Source organism: Herbiconiux sp., assembly GCF_023264895.1.
Taxonomy (GTDB): domain Bacteria; phylum Actinomycetota; class Actinomycetes; order Actinomycetales; family Microbacteriaceae; genus Herbiconiux.
In genome coordinates this window covers 1-17,916 of record NZ_JAHFUY010000045.1, presented here as the reverse complement: position 1 = coordinate 17,916, position 17,916 = coordinate 1, and the positions used below count along the sequence as shown (strand labels likewise).

Below are 17,916 nucleotides of genomic sequence, written 5' to 3'. Positions count from 1 at the left end.
CGGTCGCGAGTGCTGCGATTGTGGTTTCCGCGACTGGCGGGCGGATAGATGGTCACAGAAGTGACGCTCTAGTCTAGCGATTGCCGTCACCGGTGTGCAACGCCCCGGATGCGGTGGGTATTCCGACGGACGAACCGGCGACGACGGCCTCGAGTTCGCTGCGGCCGCGCACCCCGAGCTTGCGGTAGATCCGGAGCAGATGGGTCTCGACGGTGCGGATCGAGAGCACGAGCCTCGTGGCGATCTCGCGGTTCGACAGGCCCGAGATGGCGAGGGCCACGATCTCCTCCTCGCGGTCGGACAGGTCGGGGCCTGCACGACCGAGCGTGCGTCCGGAGTCTCCGCGACCACAGACGGCGGCATGCTCGGCCACGCGTCGGGCGGACGACGTCGCGGCCCGCGCCGCCCCGCCGGCCCGGTGCAGGTCGGCTGCGGCGGTGAAGGATTCGAGGGCATGGGCGTGCATGCCGAGCGAGGCGGCGGCCTGCCCGATGGCATCGAACTCGGCGGCGAGGGCGAGCGGATCCGCGGCTGGGGGCCCCTCTTGCAGACGGACCAGGGCGCGGGCCTGCCGGACGAGCACAGCGACCGCGCCGCCGTCGACGAGGTCGGCCAGCTCCTCGACCCGGTCGATCACGGCCGCTGCGGCGCCGGAGCGGGCAGCACCGCTCAGCGCGATGATCTCTGAGAGGAAGAAGCCCATCGAGCCGTGCAGGGAGGCCGCGGCGATGAACTCCTCGGCGGCGCGGGCGTTCTCATTCCGGCCGTGGAGCACCCACCCGTGGGCGTCGCGGGCCCACCCCTCCAGGAGCGGTTTGCCCTCTGCTGCGGTCAGCACAGGGGCAAGAACGACGTCGGCTCCCGCAGCGTCGCCGGCGGCGGCGAGGGCCTTGGCCAAAGCCAACTGCGCCAAGAGCGCCGCCTCGGCCAGGTCGGACCGCTCGAGACCCTCGAGCGCCGTGCGCAGTGCGGGGACCGCTTCCGCGAACCGCCCGGCGTGGCCGAGCACGACGGCCGCGGACCACCGGCAGAGGGCTTCCTGCTCGACTCTGCCCAGGCCGGCCGCCTCGTCACCGAGGAGGGACAGCTGCTCCAGGGTGTCGTCGAACGACTGGTCCCACAGCACCGAGTAGATCTGGCCCCAGCGCAGCCGGAACGTGTCGGCGCCCGACGCGCCCAGGGTGCGCTCCGCCTCGCCCAGAACGCGCTCGGCCTCCTGGGAGCGCCCCTGCATGACGAGGATCGAGGACTCGAAGGCGATCCGTTCACCTTCGAGCACCACGGAGGGATCGACCGGCACGACGGAATCGATCCCTGCGTCCTGACCGCCCCGACCGCCCTGTCGGATGGACAGCGAGGCCAGTTCCGAATCGGAATCCTCCCTCCCGCCGGATGCGCCGGCCGGCAGGCTCCAGGAGGAGTTCGGGTCGGCGACCCTCGCCTCGACGAGCTGCACGAGCTCCCGGTGGATCCGGGCTCGGCGGGGCTCGGCATCCTCGTCGACCTCCAGCGCCTTCAGCCGGGACAGGGCATCGGCCGGCCGGCCGAGCTGCGACTCGGCTGCCGCGAGCACGAACACCGCCTCGACCGGAGCCCCGCCCACGAGGGCCGCACTCGCCAGTCGGCTCGCCAGGTCGGTGCGGGAGGACCGCAGTGCGGTCTCCGCCGCTCGAGTCAGCGTCTCGGCATCGAGGGACCAGTTCAGCGGCAGTGCCAACCGCGCCAGGGCGAGGAGCTCCCGATCGTCGGCCTCGCCGGCAGGCCGGTCGGAAAGGGCCTCGACGATCGCATTCGACAGCCGTCGGCGACGGAGGCGACCCATCGTGTGGGGCAGGAGCTGCTCGATGACCGCATCGTGCACGCGGCACCGGACCGCGTCGTCGCCGTCGAGCACGTCGATCGCGCCGGCGCCCTCGAGCTCCTCCAGCACGCTCTGCGGGTCGCTCACGCTCAGCTCCTCCAGCAGTCTGCGCGTGCGGTCCAGACCGAGCTCCGGTGCGAGCGCCACCACGTCCAGTGCCGTCTCGGTCTCCGCCGTCGGCACCGACAGGCCGGCGCGAGCGAGAAGAAGGCTGCGCAGGCCTTCGAGTCGGGGCGGCGACACGGCGAGCGACCAGGTGGCGTTGCGCTCGACGAGCGCACCACCGGCCTGAAGCTCCTGAAAGGCCTCCTTCAGCACGACGAGGTCTCCCCCGTCGCGGTGCGGCAGCAGGATCGGCACGGCCCGGGCGGAGAGCGAACCGCCGAGCATCAGCCGGGTGATCCGCAGCAGGGCCGCGCGATCGAAGGGCTCGAGGCGCAGGCGCAGGGGCTCGAGATCGCCGGTGAGCCTGCCCAGCCAGGCTTCAGGCGGATGCCGCGGTGCGGTCACGAGGACCGGCACCACATCCTTCTTCGACACGGCCTCGGCCAGTCGCCGACCGGCCTGCTCCCCGAGCGTCCGTTCGTCGTCGTGGATCCAGAGTCGTCGTCGAGTCGCCTCGTCGAGACCCGCCACGACATCGCGGACGAAAACGCTCCGCCCTGATCCCCGTTCGCCGGAGACGATGATCCCCCGCCCGGACTCCAGGGCCGCGCGAGCGATCCGCGTGGCCTCCGCCCGATGGACGTCGCGTTCGACACCCGTCATTGTTCTCGCACCTCTGCAGTCATCCCCCCACGGACGCACCATTGTGGCGTACTGCGGCTCGTGCCACCAGGTCTCGACGCGTTTCGGGTCGGAGAGGGAGACTGCTACGTTCGACGGCTCCCGCTCACGATGTGGGCGAGGGCCTCCTCGTGGTGCGGGTGGAGGAAGCGGTAGCCGGCGGACTCGAGGCGCTCCGGGACCACCCAGCGGCTCTTCAGCACGAGCTCCGTCTCGGTGCGGATGACGGCCGAGCCGAGCTCGAGCATCCAGCGCCAGGTGGGCAGGCCGACGCGTGCGCCGACCGCGCGGCGCACCGAGGCCATGAAGGTGCGGTTGTCGGTGGGGTTCGGCGCGGCGGCGTTGATCGGGCCCTCGAGCTCGGGGTGGGCGTCGAGGAATCGGATGATCCCCACCACGTCGTCGAGGTGCACCCAGCTGAACCTCTGGCGTCCATTCTTCGTGCGCGGGCGGTACTCGTGGAAGGTGCCTGCTGCGCGCCGGGACCGGGTGGCGGGCCAGCGGCCGTCGAACTGCGGGCCGCCGAGCCCCGCGCGGGCGAGCGCGCGGATGGGCCCGAGGGCGCTGCCGTTGCCGAGCACGATGGCCATCCGGAGCGCGACCCGGCGGGTGCCGGGCAGGGTGCCGCGGAACAGCTCCTCCTCCCAGCTGGTCGCGACGTTCACCGAGAAGCCCTCGCCGATCTCGCCCGTCGACTCGGTCATCGGCCGGTCGTCGGCATGCCGGTAGATGGTGGCCGTCGAGGAGTTGATCCAGAGGGCGGGCGGATGCGCCGCAGCGTCGATCGCGGTGTGCAGCTGCCGCGTGGTGTCGAGCCGGGAGCGGAAGATCTCGGCTCGGTTCTCCGGGGTGTAGCGGCAGTTCACGCTCTTGCCCGCCATGTTGATCAGGAGGTCGGCGCCGTCGACGAGGGCGCCGATCGCCGCGGCATCGCCCCAGCGGGCGTCCGGCCCGTTGCGGCCGATGAGGGCGACCTCGGCGCCGTCGTCGCGGAAGGCCTCGGCGAGGCGGGTGCCGATGAATCCGGAGGCTCCGGCGATGACGACACGACGGGCGGGGGCTGCTGCAGTCATTCGGGGCGCACCTCATAGCGGAAGGAACCGGTGTACTCGTAGAGCCTGCCGAGCACGGGGGCGTCGACGACGACGGAGACGCGCTGGGCGCCCTCTGCTGTCTCGCCGCTGCCCGGCGCTCCGCCGTCGGCGTGGTCGTCGAAGCGCTCGGTGAGCAGCACGCGCGGCGAGATCGCCGCCGGCAGCACGATGTGGCGACGCCCGAGGCGCACCGCGAACTCCGTCGAGGCCAGGTGCAGCTCGCCCCGCACGACCCGCGCCGTGAGCCGCACCCGGAAGCGGCGGTCTCTGCCGAGGTGGTCGACGAGACCGTCGGTTCCGCGCGAGTCTGCCGTGATGGCATCCACCATCTCGCCGGCGCCCCGGGAGAAGTGGAAGCGCCGCACGGCGACGACGGCGGTGCGGCCGTCGCGGTCGGTCAGGGGCGCGTTGACGACGGTGAAGGGCACGGAGCGCTCCCAGGCGGGGAAGAGGATCGACTCGCGGGCGAGCAGCCGCAGCACCGGCCAGAGCCAGCGCCGCGGCGTTCCGGCGAGCTCGAATACGCCGCTGCCGTGGCCGCGGCTGCCCTCCGGGATGGCCGCGAAGTACCGCCGGAGCGCGGGGTGCAGGTCGTCGAGCGCCGACCCCACCGTCAGCTCGTAGGGCGAGCGTGCGGCAGTGCTCACGCGTCGCCGAGCAGCGTCGAGCGCAGGGTGTCGAGACCCACGCCTCCGAGGTCGAGCGCGCGGCGGTGGAACTCCTTGGCCGAGAAGGCGGATCCCTCCCGGGCGCGGAACGCGTCGCGGAGCTCCTCCCAGATGCGCTGGCCGACCTTGTAGGAGGGCGCCTGGCCCGGCCAGCCGAGGTAGCGGTTGACCTCGAAGCGGATGAACGCGTCGTCCATGTTCACGTTCTGCCGCATGAACTCGAGGGCGTAGTCGGCGTCCCAGACGCCCTCGCCCGTGAGTCGGGGCTTCTGCAGGTGCACGCCGATGTCGAGCACCACGCGGGCCGCGCGCATCCGCTGCCCGTCGAGCATGCCGAGGCGGTCTGCGGGGTCGTCGAGGTAGCCGAGCTCCTCCATCAGCCGCTCCGCGTAGAGCGCCCAGCCCTCGGCGTGGCCGCTCGTGCCGGCGAGCTGACGGCGCCAGGTGTTGAGCTTCGCGCGGTTGTGCACGGCCTGGCCGATCTGCAGGTGATGGCCGGGCACGCCCTCGTGGTAGACGGTGGTGAGCTCGCGCCAGGTGTCGAACTCGGTGACGCCCTCGGGCACCGACCACCACATGCGGCCGGGGCGGGAGAAGTCGTCGGTGGGGCCGGTGTAGTAGATGCCTCCCTCGTGGGTGGGCGCGATCAGGCACTCGAGGGTGCGGATCTCCTCGGGGATGTCGAAGTGGGTGGCGCCGAGCTCGGCGACCGCGCGGTCGCTCGTGGCCTGCATCCAGGCCTGGAGCGCGTCGGTGCCGTGGAGCTTGCGGCTCTCGTCCTGGTCGAGGAACGCGATGGCCTCGTGCACGGAGGCGTCGGGCAGGATCTCCTCGGCGATCGCCTCCTGCTCGCGCACCATGCGGCCGAGCTCCTCGATGCCCCACTCGTAGGTCTCGTCGAGATCGATCGTGGCACCGAGGAAGCGGCGGGAGTGGAGAGCGTAGGCGTCGCGCCCCACCGCGTCCTGCTCGCCGGCCGCGGGGGCGAGCTCGTTCTCGAGGAACTGGGCGAGCTTGGAGTACGCCTCGGAGGCGGTGCCCGCGTTCCGCTCGAGATCGGTGCGGAGGCTCGCGGGCAGCTCCCCCTCGGCGGGGGCGGCCCGGGCGGCGAGGGAGGCGAAGAAGTTGTCGGGGCCCGAGTTGCCCCGGCTCTGCAGGAGCACCTCGGCGACCTGGCGGCGGGCGGGGACGACGCCCTCGCGGAGGCCCTTGCGGAGGGTGAGGATGTAGCCGTCGACGGCCTCCTCGACCGCTTCGAGGCGCGTGGCGATCGTCTCCCAGTCGTCGGTCGAGGCGGTGGGCATGAGATCGAAGGCCTCGCGGATGTGCTGGCTGGGCGAGTCGATCACGTTCAGGTCGCGGCGCTCGAGCCCGGCCTCCGCACTCTCGAGCGACAGCTCGAGCTCGCTCGACAGATCGCTCTTCGTCACGACGTCGACGTCGTCGACGGGGACGGCCCTCGTGAGCTCGGCGAGCACCGCGCGGGTGGCGGCGACCTTCTGCTCGTGACCCGCCGGCGAGAGGTCGCCGAAGCGGTCATTGACCTCGGTGCGGCCGATGTAGGTGCCGAGCACGGGCTCGAGCTCGACGAGCGTGTCGACCCAGCGTTCGGCGATCCGGTCGACGTCAGTCTGAGGGCGGTTGTCGGTCGGCGGACGTAGGCTCGGACTGCTCATCCTCCGACCCTATTCCTCCCTTCGGGCCCGATTGACTTCTTCGAACATATGTTCGAATATGAGGGCATGACGGATGCCGCGCTCTCGATCTCCTCCCCCGCTCCGGCGGGCGACGAGATCCGGGCGCTGCGCTCCCGCATCCAGCAGATGCAGGCCACGAAGCTCGACAGCCGGAGCGTGCGCACCCATCCCGCCCTCGAGTCGCTCCTGCCGGGCGGATCACTCAAGGCAGGGTCGGCCTACTCGGTCGAGCGGTCGACGGCCCTCGTCATGGCGCTCATGGCCGGGCCCTCAGCCGACGGTGTGTGGTGCGGCGTGGTGGGCATGCCCGACTTCGGGCTCGAGGCGGCTGCGGGCTTCGGCATCGACCTCGACAGGCTCGCGCTCGTGCCGCATCCGGGCGACGAGTGGCTCACGGTCACGGCGGCCATGGCCGACGTGGTGGGCGTAGTGGTCACGGTGCCGCCCAAGCGCGTGCCCGACTCGGCGGTCGCCCGGCTGCAGGCGCGCATCCGGCAGCGGGAGGCTCTCTTGATCGTGCTCGGCGAGTGGCCGCAGAGCGAGGCGACGCTGCGCATCACCGAGAGCCGCTGGACGGGCATCGGCTCGGGGCACGGCTACCTCGCCGGGCGGCAGGCGATGGTGTCGGCCACGGCCAGGGGCGGCCTGGGGCGGCCTCGGCGGGCACGACTGTGGCTGCCGGACGGCGACGAGCTGTTCCGGCCCGTGGAGGGGCAGGTGGGGGCCGGGCAGGTGGGGGCGGGGCAGGTCGGGGCCGGTTCGGTCGGTGCCGGGCAGGTCGGTGCCGGTTCGGGCTTCGAGCGGGCCCGGCCGCGCATCCTGCACGAGGTGGCGAGCTGATGGTGCGCGGGAGACGAGCCGGCGCATCCGGCCGCAGCACGCCGGTGCGGAGCATGGTGGTGTGGTGCCCCGACTGGCCGGTGGTGGCCATGGCGAGGGCCGAGGGCGTGGCTGAGGATGCGGTGCTGGCGGCCGACGAGTTCCTCGCCGTCATCGAGAAGGGCCTCGTCTACGCCTGCTCGGCGGCCGCGCGTGCCGACGGCGTGCGGCGGGGCCTGCGCATCCGCGAGGCGCAGGCGCGCTCGCCGCGGCTGCGGGTGTTCGAGCTCGACACCGCGGTGGTCAACCGCGCCTTCGAGCCGGTGATCGTGGCGCTCGAGGAGCTGAGCCCCGGCGTGCAGGTCGTGCGGCCCGGCACGTGCGCCCTGCGGGCCAGGGGCCCGGCGCGCTTCTACGGAGACGAGGAGGGCGCCGCGGTGGCCTTCCTCGCCCGGCTCGCCGAGATCGGGGTGACGGATGCGCGGATCGGCATCGCCGACGGCCTCTTCGCCGCCGACCATGCGGCCCGACTGCCGGGCCGGGAGCTCGTGCGGATCGTGCCGCCCGGGGGCTCGGGTGACTTCCTCGCTCCCCTGCCCGTGGGGTTCCTGGGCGGGCTCGAGGGGGCCGACGAGCTCATCCCCCTGCTCGGCCGACTCGGCATCCACTCGCTCGGCGAGTTCGCGCGGCTGCCGCTCGAAGACGTGCAGAGCCGCTTCGGCGACGACGGAGCCAGGGCGCACCTGAAGGCCTCGGGGCTCGACGGGCAGCCGGTCGTGCCGCGCATCCCGCCCGAGGTGCGCGAGAGCGTGACCGAGTTCGAGCCGGCGCTCGACCGCATCGATCAGGTGACCTTCGGCATCCGGGCCGCCGCCGACCTGTTCGTGCAGCGGCTCTCGGAGTCGCGGCTCGTCTGCACGGGCATCCGGGTGGAGCTCACGAGCGAGCGCGGGCAGGTGCGCGAGCGCAGCTGGCTGCATCCGCGCTGGTTCAGCTCCTCCGACGTGGTCGACCGGGTGCGCTGGCAGCTGCAGGGCGGCGACGCGATCGAGACGGCGCTCGAGTCCGGCATCAGCCGGGTGCGCGTGATCGCCTCGGCGGTCGACGCGAGCGCGAAGCACGAGACGGGCCTGTGGGGCAGCGGATCGGAGGAGCGCGTGCACCACGGGATGGCCCGCCTGCAGAGCATGGTGGGCCATGAGGGCGTGCTCACGGCGACGATCGGCGGGGGCCGGGCGCCGGGCGAGCGCATCCGGCTCGCGCCCTGGGGAGACCGGGTGGAGGCATCCGGGGCCGGTGCGCCGTGGCCGGGGAGCCTGCCTCCTCCTCTGCCCACGACCGTGTTCGAGCAGCCGCGGGCCGTGCAGGTCGCGACGGCCGAGGGCGAACCGGTGGAGGTCACCGCTCGCGGCGAGCTCTCGGCGGCGCCGGCGCTGTTCTCCGAGACGGGTGCGCTGCACGACCTGAGGCCGCTCCACGCCTGGGCGGGCCCGTGGCCCACCGAGGAGCGCTGGTGGGATGCGGTGGCCCACCGCCGGGTCGACCGCTTCCAGGTGGTCGACGCCTCCGGTGGCGCCTGGCTGCTCGCCCTCGAGAACCACCGCTGGCGCGCGGAGGCCCGCTATGACTGAGCGGCGCCCGCTGGCCCGTCCGTCCCGGGCACCCCGCGTATCCCGCGCATCCCTCCCACTCCGGTCGCCGGGTAGCGCTAACTGCGCCAAGTACGCGGTTGTGGAGCGGTTGGCGCTACCCGGAGGCGATGGGGCGGGGTGCGGGTGCGTGTGCAGGCAGCGGCGCGGGCGCGAGCAGCAGAAGCAGAGGGGGCGGGGCTGATGGGGTTCAACAATCCGCCCGTGCCGTGGTCGGAGCTCGAGAACGCGCTGTCGGACCGGCGGAGACCGGGCTCGCCGCCCGCCGACGGCGGCGACAGCCCGGCCTGGTCGACCAAACGGCTGCCCTACGACCCCGGGCTCCTCCCGCCGATCGAGCGGGAGGCCGGTCCGCTCGTCCCCTACGCCGAGCTGCACGCGCACTCGAACTTCAGCTTCCTCGACGGCGCCTCCTCCCCCGAGGAGCTCATCGAGGAGGCCACCCGACTGCGCCTGCACGCCCTCGCCCTCACCGACCACGACGGCCTCTACGGCATCGTGCGCTTCGCCGAGGCCGCCGAGAAGCACGAGCTCGCCACGGTGTTCGGCGCCGAGCTCTCGCTCGACCTGAGCGGGCCGCAGAACGGCAGCCCCGATCCGGAGGGCTCGCACCTGCTCGTGCTCGCGAGGCGGCAGGAGGGCTATCACCGGCTCGCGGGGGCGATCACCTCCGCCCAGCTCGCCCCGGGCGCCGAGAAGGGCCGCCCGCTCTACGACCTCGAGGAGCTCGCGGGGCACGCCGACGGCCACTGGGCCGTGCTCACGGGCTGCCGCAAGGGCCCGGTGCGGCAGGCCCTCGACGACACGGGGGAAGACGGCGCCGCGGCCGAGGTCGACCGCCTGGTGGCGCTGTTCGGCCGGGAGAACGTGCTCGTCGAGCTCTCCGACCGCGGCGACCCGCGTGACAGCACCCGCAACGACGCCCTCGCCGCGATCGCCGGCCGGCAGGGGCTCGCCACGATCGCCACCGGCAACGTGCACTACGCGGCCCCCGGCCGGCACCGGCTCGCCCAGGCCCTCGCCGCGGTGCGCGCGCGGCGGAGCCTCGACGAGCTCGACGGCTGGCTGCCCGCCTCCCCGCACCTGCACCTGCGCTCGGGCGCCGAGATGGCCACCCGCTTCGGCCGCTTCACCGGGGCTGTGGAGCGCACCGTCGAGGTGGCTGACGACCTGTCGTTCCGGCTGCGCACGGCGAAGCCGAACCTGCCGAGGCAGGAGGTGCCGGAGGGGCACACGCCGATGTCGTGGCTCCGGCAGCTCGTGCTCGATGCGATCCCCGAGAAGTACCCGCGGGCGAGCGAGGACGATCTGGCCAGGATCGACAAGGAGCTCGGGGTGATCGAGCTGAAGGACTTCCCAGGCTACTTCCTCATCGTCTACGACATCGTGCGGGAGGCGAGGAGCCGGGGCATCCTCTGCCAGGGCCGCGGCTCGGCCGCCAACTCGGCGGTCTGCTACCTCCTCGGCATCACCGCGGTCGACGCGATCGCCCGGCAGCTGCCCTTCGAGCGCTTCCTCTCGAGCATGCGCGACGAGGAGCCCGACATCGACGTCGACTTCGACTCCGACCGGCGGGAGGAGATCATCCAGTACGTCTACGAGAAGTACGGCCGCCGGAACGCGGCCCAGGTGGCGAACGTCATCACCTACCGGCCCAAGTTCGCGGTGCGCGACATGGCGAAGGCGCTCGGTCACAGCCCCGGGCAGCAGGATGCCTGGTCGAAGCAGGTGGAGCGCTGGGGCGGGGTGGTCGAGAGCGCCGACCACGACATCCCCGCCGAGGTGGTCGAGCTCGCGGAGCAGGTGCTGAAGTTCCCCCGCCACCTCGGCATCCATTCCGGTGGCATGGTGCTGACCGACCGGCCCGTGGGCGAGGTCTGCCCCATCGAGAACGCCCGCATGGAGAAGCGCACCGTCCTGCAGTGGGACAAGGACGACTGCGCCTGGATGGGGCTCGTGAAGTTCGACCTGCTGGGGCTCGGCATGCTCTCGGCGCTGCAGTACACGATCGACCTCGTGAAGGAGTCGACCGGCACGGAGTGGTCGCTCGAGAGCATCCCCAAGGAGGAGGAGGGCGTCTACGACATGCTCTGCCGCGCCGACTCGATCGGCGTGTTCCAGGTGGAGTCGCGCGCGCAGATGGGCACGCTGCCGCGCCTGCAGCCGAGGCGGTTCTACGACCTCGTGGTGGAGATCGCCCTCATCCGGCCCGGGCCCATCCAGGGCGGGGCCGTGCATCCGTACATCAGGCGCAAGCTCGGCCTCGAGGAGGTCACCTACCTGCACCCCAAGCTCAAGCCCGTGCTCGAGCGCACGCTCGGGGTGCCGCTGTTCCAGGAGCAGCTCATGCAGATGGCGATGGCGGTGGGCGACTGCTCGGCGGAGGACGCGGATCTGCTGCGCCGGGCGATGGGCTCCAAGCGCGGGCTCGAGAAGATCTCGTCGCTCCGCGAGAAGCTCTACCGCGGCATGGCCGGCAACGGGATCGTGGGCGAGGACGCCGACCTGATCTACCGCAAGATCGAGGCGTTCGCGAACTTCGGCTTCGCCGAGAGCCACTCCACGAGCTTCGCGCTGCTGGTCTACGCGAGCTCGTGGTTCAAGCTCCACTACCCGGCCGCGTTCCTCGCGGCGCTCCTGCGGGCGCAGCCGATGGGCTTCTACTCGCCGCAGAGCCTCACGGCCGATGCCCGCCGGCACGGCGTGGAGGTGCGGCGGCCCGACATCCAGCGCTCGGGCGTGCAGGCCGGGCTCGAGCCCCTGCTGCTCACGCACGGTGCTCCGGATGCTCCACCTGAGCCGGGCGCGCCAGACGCGCCGGGCTCGCCAGGCGCGACGCTCGACGAGACGGGACTCGACGGCTGCGTGCTCGAGCCGCCGCCGGTCACCCCCGTCTTCGACCGGTCGAAGCCCGACCGCTCGGCAGAGCACCGGCGCGACGGCCGGCTCGCCGTGCGGCTCGGGCTCGCGGAGGTCACCTCCATCGGCGAGACGCTCGCCACCCGCATCGTGGCCGAGCGCGAGGAGCGCGGCCCCTACCTCAGCATGGCCGACCTCTCGCGCCGGGTGGGCCTCACCACCCCGCAGCTGGAGGCGCTCGCCACGGCCGGCGCCTTCGAACCGCTCGGCCTCACCAAGCGCGAGGCGCTGTGGGAGGCGGGCAACGCGGCCCAGGAGCGGCCGGAGTACCTCCCCGGCACCTTCGTGTCGGTGCAGCCGCCCCTGCTGCCGATGCTCTCGGCCGAGGAGCAGGTGGTCTACGACCTCTGGGCCACCGGCATCTCGCCCGAGGGCCACCCCCTGCAGCACGTGCGCACGCAGCTGCGGCAGCGCGGAGCCCTCTCGGTGGCCGATCTCGCGACCGCGGAGCCGGGGCGCCGGATCGAGGTGGGCGGCGTGGTCACGCACCGTCAGCGCCCGGCCACCGCGAGCGGCATCACGTTCATGAACATCGAGGACGAGACGGGGCTCCTCAACGTGATCTGCGGCGTCGGGGTCTGGACCCGCTACCGCCGGATCGCCCGGGAGTCCCCCGCCCTCATCGTGCGGGGGCTCCTCGAGCGCACGAAGGAGGGCATCACGAACCTCGTGGCAGACCGCTTCGAGCCGCTCACCCTGAGCGCCAAGACCAACTCCCGCGACTTCCGCTGAGCGCTGCGCGCAGCAGGTGACGCGACAAGCGCAGCCGGCAACTCCTAGTGCGCGGCCTCGTTCCAGTTCTGCCCGCGGCCGATCTGCACCTCGAGCGGCACCGAGAGGTCGGCGGCGGTCGACATGCGGTGCGTCACGACCGCCGAGAGCGCCTCCCACTCCCCCGGCGCCACGTCGAACACGAGCTCGTCGTGCACCTGCAGGAGCATCTTCGACGACAGCTCCTGCGACGCGAGGTCGGCGGCGATGTTCACCATGGCGATCTTGATGATGTCGGCGGCCGTGCCCTGGATGGGCGCGTTCAGCGCGGCCCGCTCGTCGTTGTCGCGGAGCACCCGGTTGTTGCTGTTGAGGTTCGCGAACGGCCGGCGGCGGCCGAAGATGGTCTCGGTGTAGCCGTCGACCTTGGCCTGCACCACCACGTTGCGCAGGTAGTCGCGCACGCCGCCGAACCGCTCGAAGTAGTCGGTCATGAGCTGCTTGGCCTCGGCCGTCTCGATCCGGAGCTGCTTCGAGAGGCCGAAGGCCGAGAGCCCGTAGGCGAGGCCGTACGACATCGCCTTGACCTTCGTGCGCATGTTCGGCGTGACGTCGGCCGGGTCGACCGAGAAGATCCGCGACCCCACGAAGCGGTGCAGGTCTTCTCCCGAGTGGAAGGCCTCGATCAGCCCGGTGTCTCCCGAGAGGTGCGCCATGATGCGCATCTCGATCTGGGAGTAGTCGGCGGTGAGGAGGGACTCGAATCCGGAGCCCACCTGGAAGGCGGCACGGATGCGACGCCCCTCCTCGGTGCGCACCGGGATGTTCTGCAGGTTGGGGTCGGTCGACGAGATGCGGCCCGTCGACGACCCGGTCTGCACGTAGGTGGTGTGCACCCGCTCGTCCGGCGCGATCGCCTTGTCGACCGACTCGATGATCTGACGCAGCTTCGTGGCGTCGCGGTGCGCGAGCAGCAGCCCGAGGAACGGATGCGGGTTCGAGGCCTGCAGGTCGGCCAGCGCGCCGGCATCGGTCGAGTAGCCGGTTTTCGTGGCGCGGGTCTTCGGCATGTCGAGCTGGTCGAACAGCACCTCCTGGATCTGCTTCGGCGAGCCCAGGTTGACCTCGCGGCCGATGATGCCGAAGGCCTCGGTGGCGATGCCGGCGGCCGATTCGCCGAGCTCGCTCGAGAGCGCCGACAGCTCGGTGTGGCTCACGGTGACGCCCGTGAGCTCCATCTGCGCCAGCACGAGGAGCGTGGGCAGCTCGATGTCGACGAGCACGCTGCGGGTGCGGTCGTCCAGCAGCACCGAGAGCGCGTCGGCCACCCGCAGGGCGTACCAGGCCTCCTCGGCGGGGCCCGTGACGGCGTCGCTGTCGGGCACCAGCTGATTCGGATCGGGGGTGGGCAGGGTCTCCAGCAGGTGCCGGTCGACGAGCTGGGCCAGCGAGCGGTCGGCGCTCGACTCGGGCTTCAGCAGCCAGGCCGCGATCACGGGATCGAAGGCCAGCCCGGAGACGGGGAGGCCGGCGGCCACGAGCGACTTGATCTGCTTCTTGGCGTCGAACAGGATCTTGGGCGCCGAGGAGGCCAGCCAGGTCTCAAGCGGCGCGTAGTCGCGGCTCCCCTTGCTCCAGGGCAGGAAGACGGCCTCGTGCCGAGTGGCCAGGCCGATGGCGATGGGCACGGTGGCGATCGTCTCGATCTGCACCGCGACGGGGTCTTTCTGCCGCGACAGCCACGCGGCGAGCTCCTCGTCGAGCAGCGTCACGGGCACCGGCGCCTTCTCGGCCTTGGCCGCGGCCTCGGCGGCGGCCGCCTGGCCCACCTCGGAGTCTCCGGCGATGCCCTCGAGCTTCAGCACCCGGTCGAGCAGGGTGCGGAACTCCAGCCGCGCGAACACGTCGCGCACCTGCTGCTCGTCGGCGGGCTTGCGGAGGAGGTCGGCGGGGCCCACCGGGAGCTCGACATCCGTCAGCAGCCGGTTGAGCTTGCGGTTGCGGATGGCGTTGTCGGCGAACTCGCGCAGGTTGTTGCCGACCACCCCGGGGATCTCGTCGCGATGAGCGAGGATCTCGTCGAGCGAGCCGAACTGGTTCAGCCACTTGACCGCGGTCTTCTCCCCCACCTTCGGGATGCCGGGCAGGTTGTCGCTCGTCTCGCCCACGAGGGCCGCGATCTCCGGGTACTGCTCGGGGCGGATGCCGTAGCGGTCGAACACCTTCGCCTGGTCGTAGCGCGTGAGGTCGGAGACGCCCTGGCGGGAGGGGTAGAGGAGCGTCACCGTGTCGGTGACGAGCTGGATGGCATCCCGGTCGCCGGAGACCACGAGCACGCGGTAGCCCTGCTCGCTGCCCTGATGGGCGAGCGTGGCGAGGATGTCGTCGGCCTCGTAGTGCTCCTTCTCGATGGTCGTGATGCCGAGGGCGTGCAGGGCCTCCTGCAGGAGCGGCACCTGGCCGATGAACTCCGGCGGGGTCTCGCCGCGGGTGCCCTTGTACTCCGGATATTCACGGGTGCGGAAGGAGAACCGCGAGATGTCGAACGCCACCGCGAGGTGGGTGGGCTTCTCGGCCTTGAGGAGGTTGATCAGCATCGCGATGAAGCCGTGGATGGCGTTCGTGTGCTGCCCGTCACGGGTCTGGAAACTGTCGACGGGAAGGGCGTAGAACGCCCGGAACGCTAGTGAATGACCATCGATGACGAGGAGGGTAGGCTGATCTTTTTCCGGCACACGATCAGCCTACACACGGCCTCCGACAGCCATCCGAGACAGGAAGCGCAGCCATGACCGACGCATCGGACTCCACACCTCTCGACGTCATGGAGGTGTTCGGCTACCGCGGCATCGGCACGCTCGCCGAGCGCATGGGCATCGAGTTCCTCGAGCTCACGGCCGAGCGCGCCGTGGCCCGGATGCCCGTGGAGGGCAACACGCAGCCGCTCGGTCTCGTGCACGGCGGCGCCTACGTGGTGCTCGCCGAGAGCCTCGGCTCCACGGCGGCGAACCTGCACGCGGGGCCGGGCAAGGTGGCGATGGGGATCGAGATCAACGCGAGCCACTCCGGATCGGCCACCCAGGGCTGGGTGATCGGCACCTGCACGGCCATCCACCTCGGCCGGAGCCTCGCGACCCATCAGATCGAGGTCGACGACGAGAACGGCCGCCGGCTCTCGACGGTCCGCATCACGAACATCATCAAGGACCGACGGCCGGACCAGGTCTTCGAGAAGAGCTAGCTCAGAGAAGAACCAGCGCAGAGAAGAGCTAGGAACCCTACTTCTTCGGGCTCAGCTGCTCGATGATCGCCTGCGCGACATCGTGCATGGTGAGCCGGCGATCCATCGAGGCCTTCTGGATCCAGCGGAACGCCTCGGGCTCGGTGAGACCCATCTTCTCGTTGAGCAGGCCCTTGGCCCGGTCGACGAGCTTGCGGGTCTCGAAGCGCTCGACGAGGTCGGCGACCTCCGACTCGAGCGTGATGATCTGGGCGTAGCGCGAGAGGGCGATCTCGATCGCGGGCAGCAGGTCGTTCGGCGTGAACGGCTTCACCACGTAGGCGAGGGCGCCGGCTTCGGTGGCGCGCTCAACGAGCTCCTTCTGGCTGAAGGCGGTGAGCAGCACGACGGGGGCGATGTGGTCCTTCGACAGCCGCTCGGCTGCGGAGATGCCGTCGAGCTGGGGCATCTTGACGTCCATGATCACGAGGTCGGGACGGAGCTCCGTGGCGAGGGCCACGGCGGTCTCACCGTCTCCGGCCTCGCCCACCACGTCGAACCCGTTGTCCCGGAGGATCTCGACGATGTCGAGGCGGATCAGGGATTCGTCTTCGGCCACCACGACGCGGCGAGGCGCGGGTGTCGCTGGTTCTTGGTCAGTCACGTTTCAACCCTACGGTATTCTTGAGCTCGCTCGTAGCAGGCCGGTGTGGCGGAATGGCAGACGCTGCGCACTCAAAATGCGCTGTCCGTGAGGGCGTGTGGGTTCGAGTCCCACCACCGGTACGAAGGCGGGGCGCCTCAGCCCTGGGGAATGGGCGTGGGCGTCACCGTCGGCGTCGGGGTGACGTCGGTGCTCGCCTTCGACTCCTCCTCGGAGAAGATCGCCACGGGCACGTACTGGTGCACCACCTGGGTCGTGTAGGTGTTCGACAGCGGGCTGGTCTCGAACGAGACCTGCATGGCGAAGTCGAGCATGAGGCCCTCGGTGTCGTCGGCGAGCACGCCGATCTGCTGCGACTCGAGCTGGAACCCGCCCTTGGGCGACGTGATGAGGAGGCCGAGGCCCTGCTCGGAGCGCAGCGCCTCCGGGTCGAGGGTCACCTTCAGCGGATCGGCGTTGAGCGTGTAGGGCAGCTCGACCTCGCCGGAGGTCGTGGTGGTCTTGGCCGTCACGGTGAGGTTCGACATGTAGACGCGGCGCTTCTGGTCGAAGGTGGCCTCGGCCGAGACGCGGTTGTCGTAGACGCCGATCACGAACGAGAAGCGCTTGTCGGCCATCGGCGTCCAGTCGTGGGTCTTCTGCTCGGTCCAGACGTCGAGCTTCAGCTCGAGCTGCTCGGCGACGTCGACCGTGGGGTGCACGGAGCCCATGTCGGTGAAGACGGAGGCGAACTGCAGGCCGGGCTCGACCACGGCCACCGACTCGCCGTCCTCGCTCACCGGGTCGGCCTTCTGGCCGGCGGGGGTGGGGCCGACGCCGAACAGGGGCATGATCGTCGAGCAGCCGGAGAGCGCGACGACCGCGGCGAGGGCTGCACCGGCGCTGAGGGCACGGAGGGCGAGACGCTTACGAGACATGGGGTGTTCTTTCGCTTCGGGTCAGACAGGAGATCGGCCCCGTGGGTGCTGGAGCATCCGAAATCTAGCAGTGCGTCCGGCCACGGAAACGGGGTTCGGCCAGGAACCGATCGAGTCTTGATCGAATCCTGGCCGAATCCTGAGGGTCACCCCTCGCAGCGCGGAGAAGCCCGTGCGACTAGTTGTCGTAGAGCTCCGGAGCCAACGGGTTGTGCGCCGAGCCGACGATGTGCACGCGCATGTCGTTGGTGGTGCCGGCGGTTCCGGGAGGGGATCCGGAGATCACGATGACCTTGTCGCCGAGGGCGGCACGGCCGTTGCCGAGCAGGATGTCGTCGACCTGCACCATGAGCTCGTCGGTGTGCTTCACACGGTCGACGAGGTAGGAGCGCACGCCCCAGCTCAGCGCCATGCGGTTGCGGATCCCGGGCTCGGGGGTGAAGCCGAGGATGGGGATGCTCGAGCGCAGTCGGGTCATGCGGCGCACGGAGTCGCCGGACTCGGTGAAGACGCAGAGGAACTTGGCGCCCACGAAGTCGCCGACCTCGGCGGCGGCCAGGGTGACCGCTCCGCCCTGGGTGCGGGGCTTCGTGCCGAGCGCGGGGATGCGCTCGAGACCGTGCTCCTCGGTGGACTCGATGATGCGTGCCATGGTCTGCACGGTGATCACCGGGAACTCGCCCACGCTGGTCTCGCCCGAGAGCATGACCGCGTCGGCGCCGTCGAGCACCGCGTTGGCGCAGTCGGAGGCCTCGGCGCGCGTGGGCCGCGGCGACGAGATCATCGACTCGAGCACCTGGGTGGCGACGATGACGGGCTTGGCCATGCGACGCGAGAGCTCGACCGCGCGCTTCTGCACGATCGGCACCGCCTCGAGGGGCAGCTCGACACCGAGGTCGCCTCGGGCCACC

The 17,916-nt window shown here is 71.3% G+C and carries 12 protein-coding genes and 1 tRNA gene; 5 read left to right on the top strand and 8 right to left on the bottom strand.

Features of this window, described 5'->3' with window-relative positions:
* Positions 1–73 precede the first annotated feature (73 nt).
* From Q0D57_RS10030 to Q0D57_RS10015, 4 genes are all read right to left on the bottom strand, one after another.
* Positions 74–2,629 carry a helix-turn-helix transcriptional regulator gene (locus Q0D57_RS10030; protein WP_291042499.1) on the bottom strand — a complete coding sequence of 852 codons (2,556 nt, stop codon included), beginning with the start codon at positions 2,627–2,629 and terminating at the stop codon, positions 74–76.
* 104 nt (positions 2,630–2,733) lie between these two features.
* Positions 2,734–3,720: a DUF1731 domain-containing protein gene (locus tag Q0D57_RS10025; RefSeq protein ID WP_291042497.1), complete on the bottom strand. Its 987-nt coding sequence runs from the start codon at positions 3,718–3,720 to the stop codon at positions 2,734–2,736.
* Entirely contained in the window at positions 3,717–4,388 is a 672-nt protein-coding gene (locus Q0D57_RS10020) for a DUF4166 domain-containing protein (protein ID WP_291042495.1), read from the bottom strand. Before Q0D57_RS10020 ends, Q0D57_RS10025 begins: the two co-directional genes overlap by 4 nt.
* Positions 4,385–6,085: a DUF885 domain-containing protein gene (locus tag Q0D57_RS10015; protein ID WP_291042493.1), complete on the bottom strand. Its 1,701-nt coding sequence runs from the start codon at positions 6,083–6,085 to the stop codon at positions 4,385–4,387. The genes Q0D57_RS10020 and Q0D57_RS10015 overlap by 4 nt, the downstream gene beginning before the upstream one ends.
* A 48-nt stretch (positions 6,086–6,133) precedes the next feature.
* On the opposite strand from Q0D57_RS10015, the gene Q0D57_RS10010 reads away from it, so the two are divergent.
* From Q0D57_RS10010 to Q0D57_RS10000, 3 genes are all read left to right on the top strand, one after another.
* Positions 6,134–6,946, top strand: a complete 813-nt coding sequence (locus tag Q0D57_RS10010; RefSeq protein WP_291042490.1) for a hypothetical protein — start codon at positions 6,134–6,136, stop codon at positions 6,944–6,946.
* Complete coding sequence (locus tag Q0D57_RS10005) at positions 6,946–8,556, top strand: DNA polymerase Y family protein (RefSeq protein ID WP_291042487.1); 1,611 nt, start codon at positions 6,946–6,948, stop codon at positions 8,554–8,556. The genes Q0D57_RS10010 and Q0D57_RS10005 overlap by 1 nt, the downstream gene beginning before the upstream one ends.
* A 201-nt stretch (positions 8,557–8,757) precedes the next feature.
* Positions 8,758–12,225: an error-prone DNA polymerase gene (locus Q0D57_RS10000; protein ID WP_291042484.1), complete on the top strand. Its 3,468-nt coding sequence runs from the start codon at positions 8,758–8,760 to the stop codon at positions 12,223–12,225.
* Positions 12,226–12,269: 44 nt separating this feature from the next.
* On the opposite strand, the gene polA is transcribed toward Q0D57_RS10000, so the two are convergent.
* Positions 12,270–14,939 (bottom strand): DNA polymerase I, encoded by a 2,670-nt coding sequence (polA, locus tag Q0D57_RS09995; protein WP_291042481.1) that lies wholly within the window; start codon positions 14,937–14,939, stop codon positions 12,270–12,272.
* Between the two features lie 53 nt (positions 14,940–14,992).
* Between polA and Q0D57_RS09990 the strand changes: the two genes are divergently transcribed.
* On the top strand, positions 14,993–15,445 hold the full coding sequence (locus Q0D57_RS09990; protein WP_291042478.1) for a hotdog fold thioesterase: 453 nt from the start codon (positions 14,993–14,995) through the stop codon (positions 15,443–15,445).
* Positions 15,446–15,482: 37 nt separating this feature from the next.
* On the opposite strand, the gene Q0D57_RS09985 is transcribed toward Q0D57_RS09990, so the two are convergent.
* Entirely contained in the window at positions 15,483–16,088 is a 606-nt protein-coding gene (locus Q0D57_RS09985) for a response regulator (protein ID WP_259526646.1), read from the bottom strand.
* Positions 16,089–16,127: 39 nt separating this feature from the next.
* Here Q0D57_RS09985 and Q0D57_RS09980 point away from each other — a divergent pair.
* Positions 16,128–16,210, top strand: a tRNA-Leu gene (locus Q0D57_RS09980).
* A gap of 15 nt (positions 16,211–16,225) precedes the next feature.
* On the opposite strand, the gene Q0D57_RS09975 is transcribed toward Q0D57_RS09980, so the two are convergent.
* Positions 16,226–17,005 carry a hypothetical protein gene (locus tag Q0D57_RS09975; RefSeq protein ID WP_291042473.1) on the bottom strand — a complete coding sequence of 260 codons (780 nt, stop codon included), beginning with the start codon at positions 17,003–17,005 and terminating at the stop codon, positions 16,226–16,228.
* A 178-nt stretch (positions 17,006–17,183) separates the two neighbouring features.
* A partial coding sequence (locus tag Q0D57_RS09970; RefSeq protein ID WP_291042470.1) for a pyruvate kinase occupies positions 17,184–17,916 on the bottom strand: 733 nt, incomplete at its 5' end.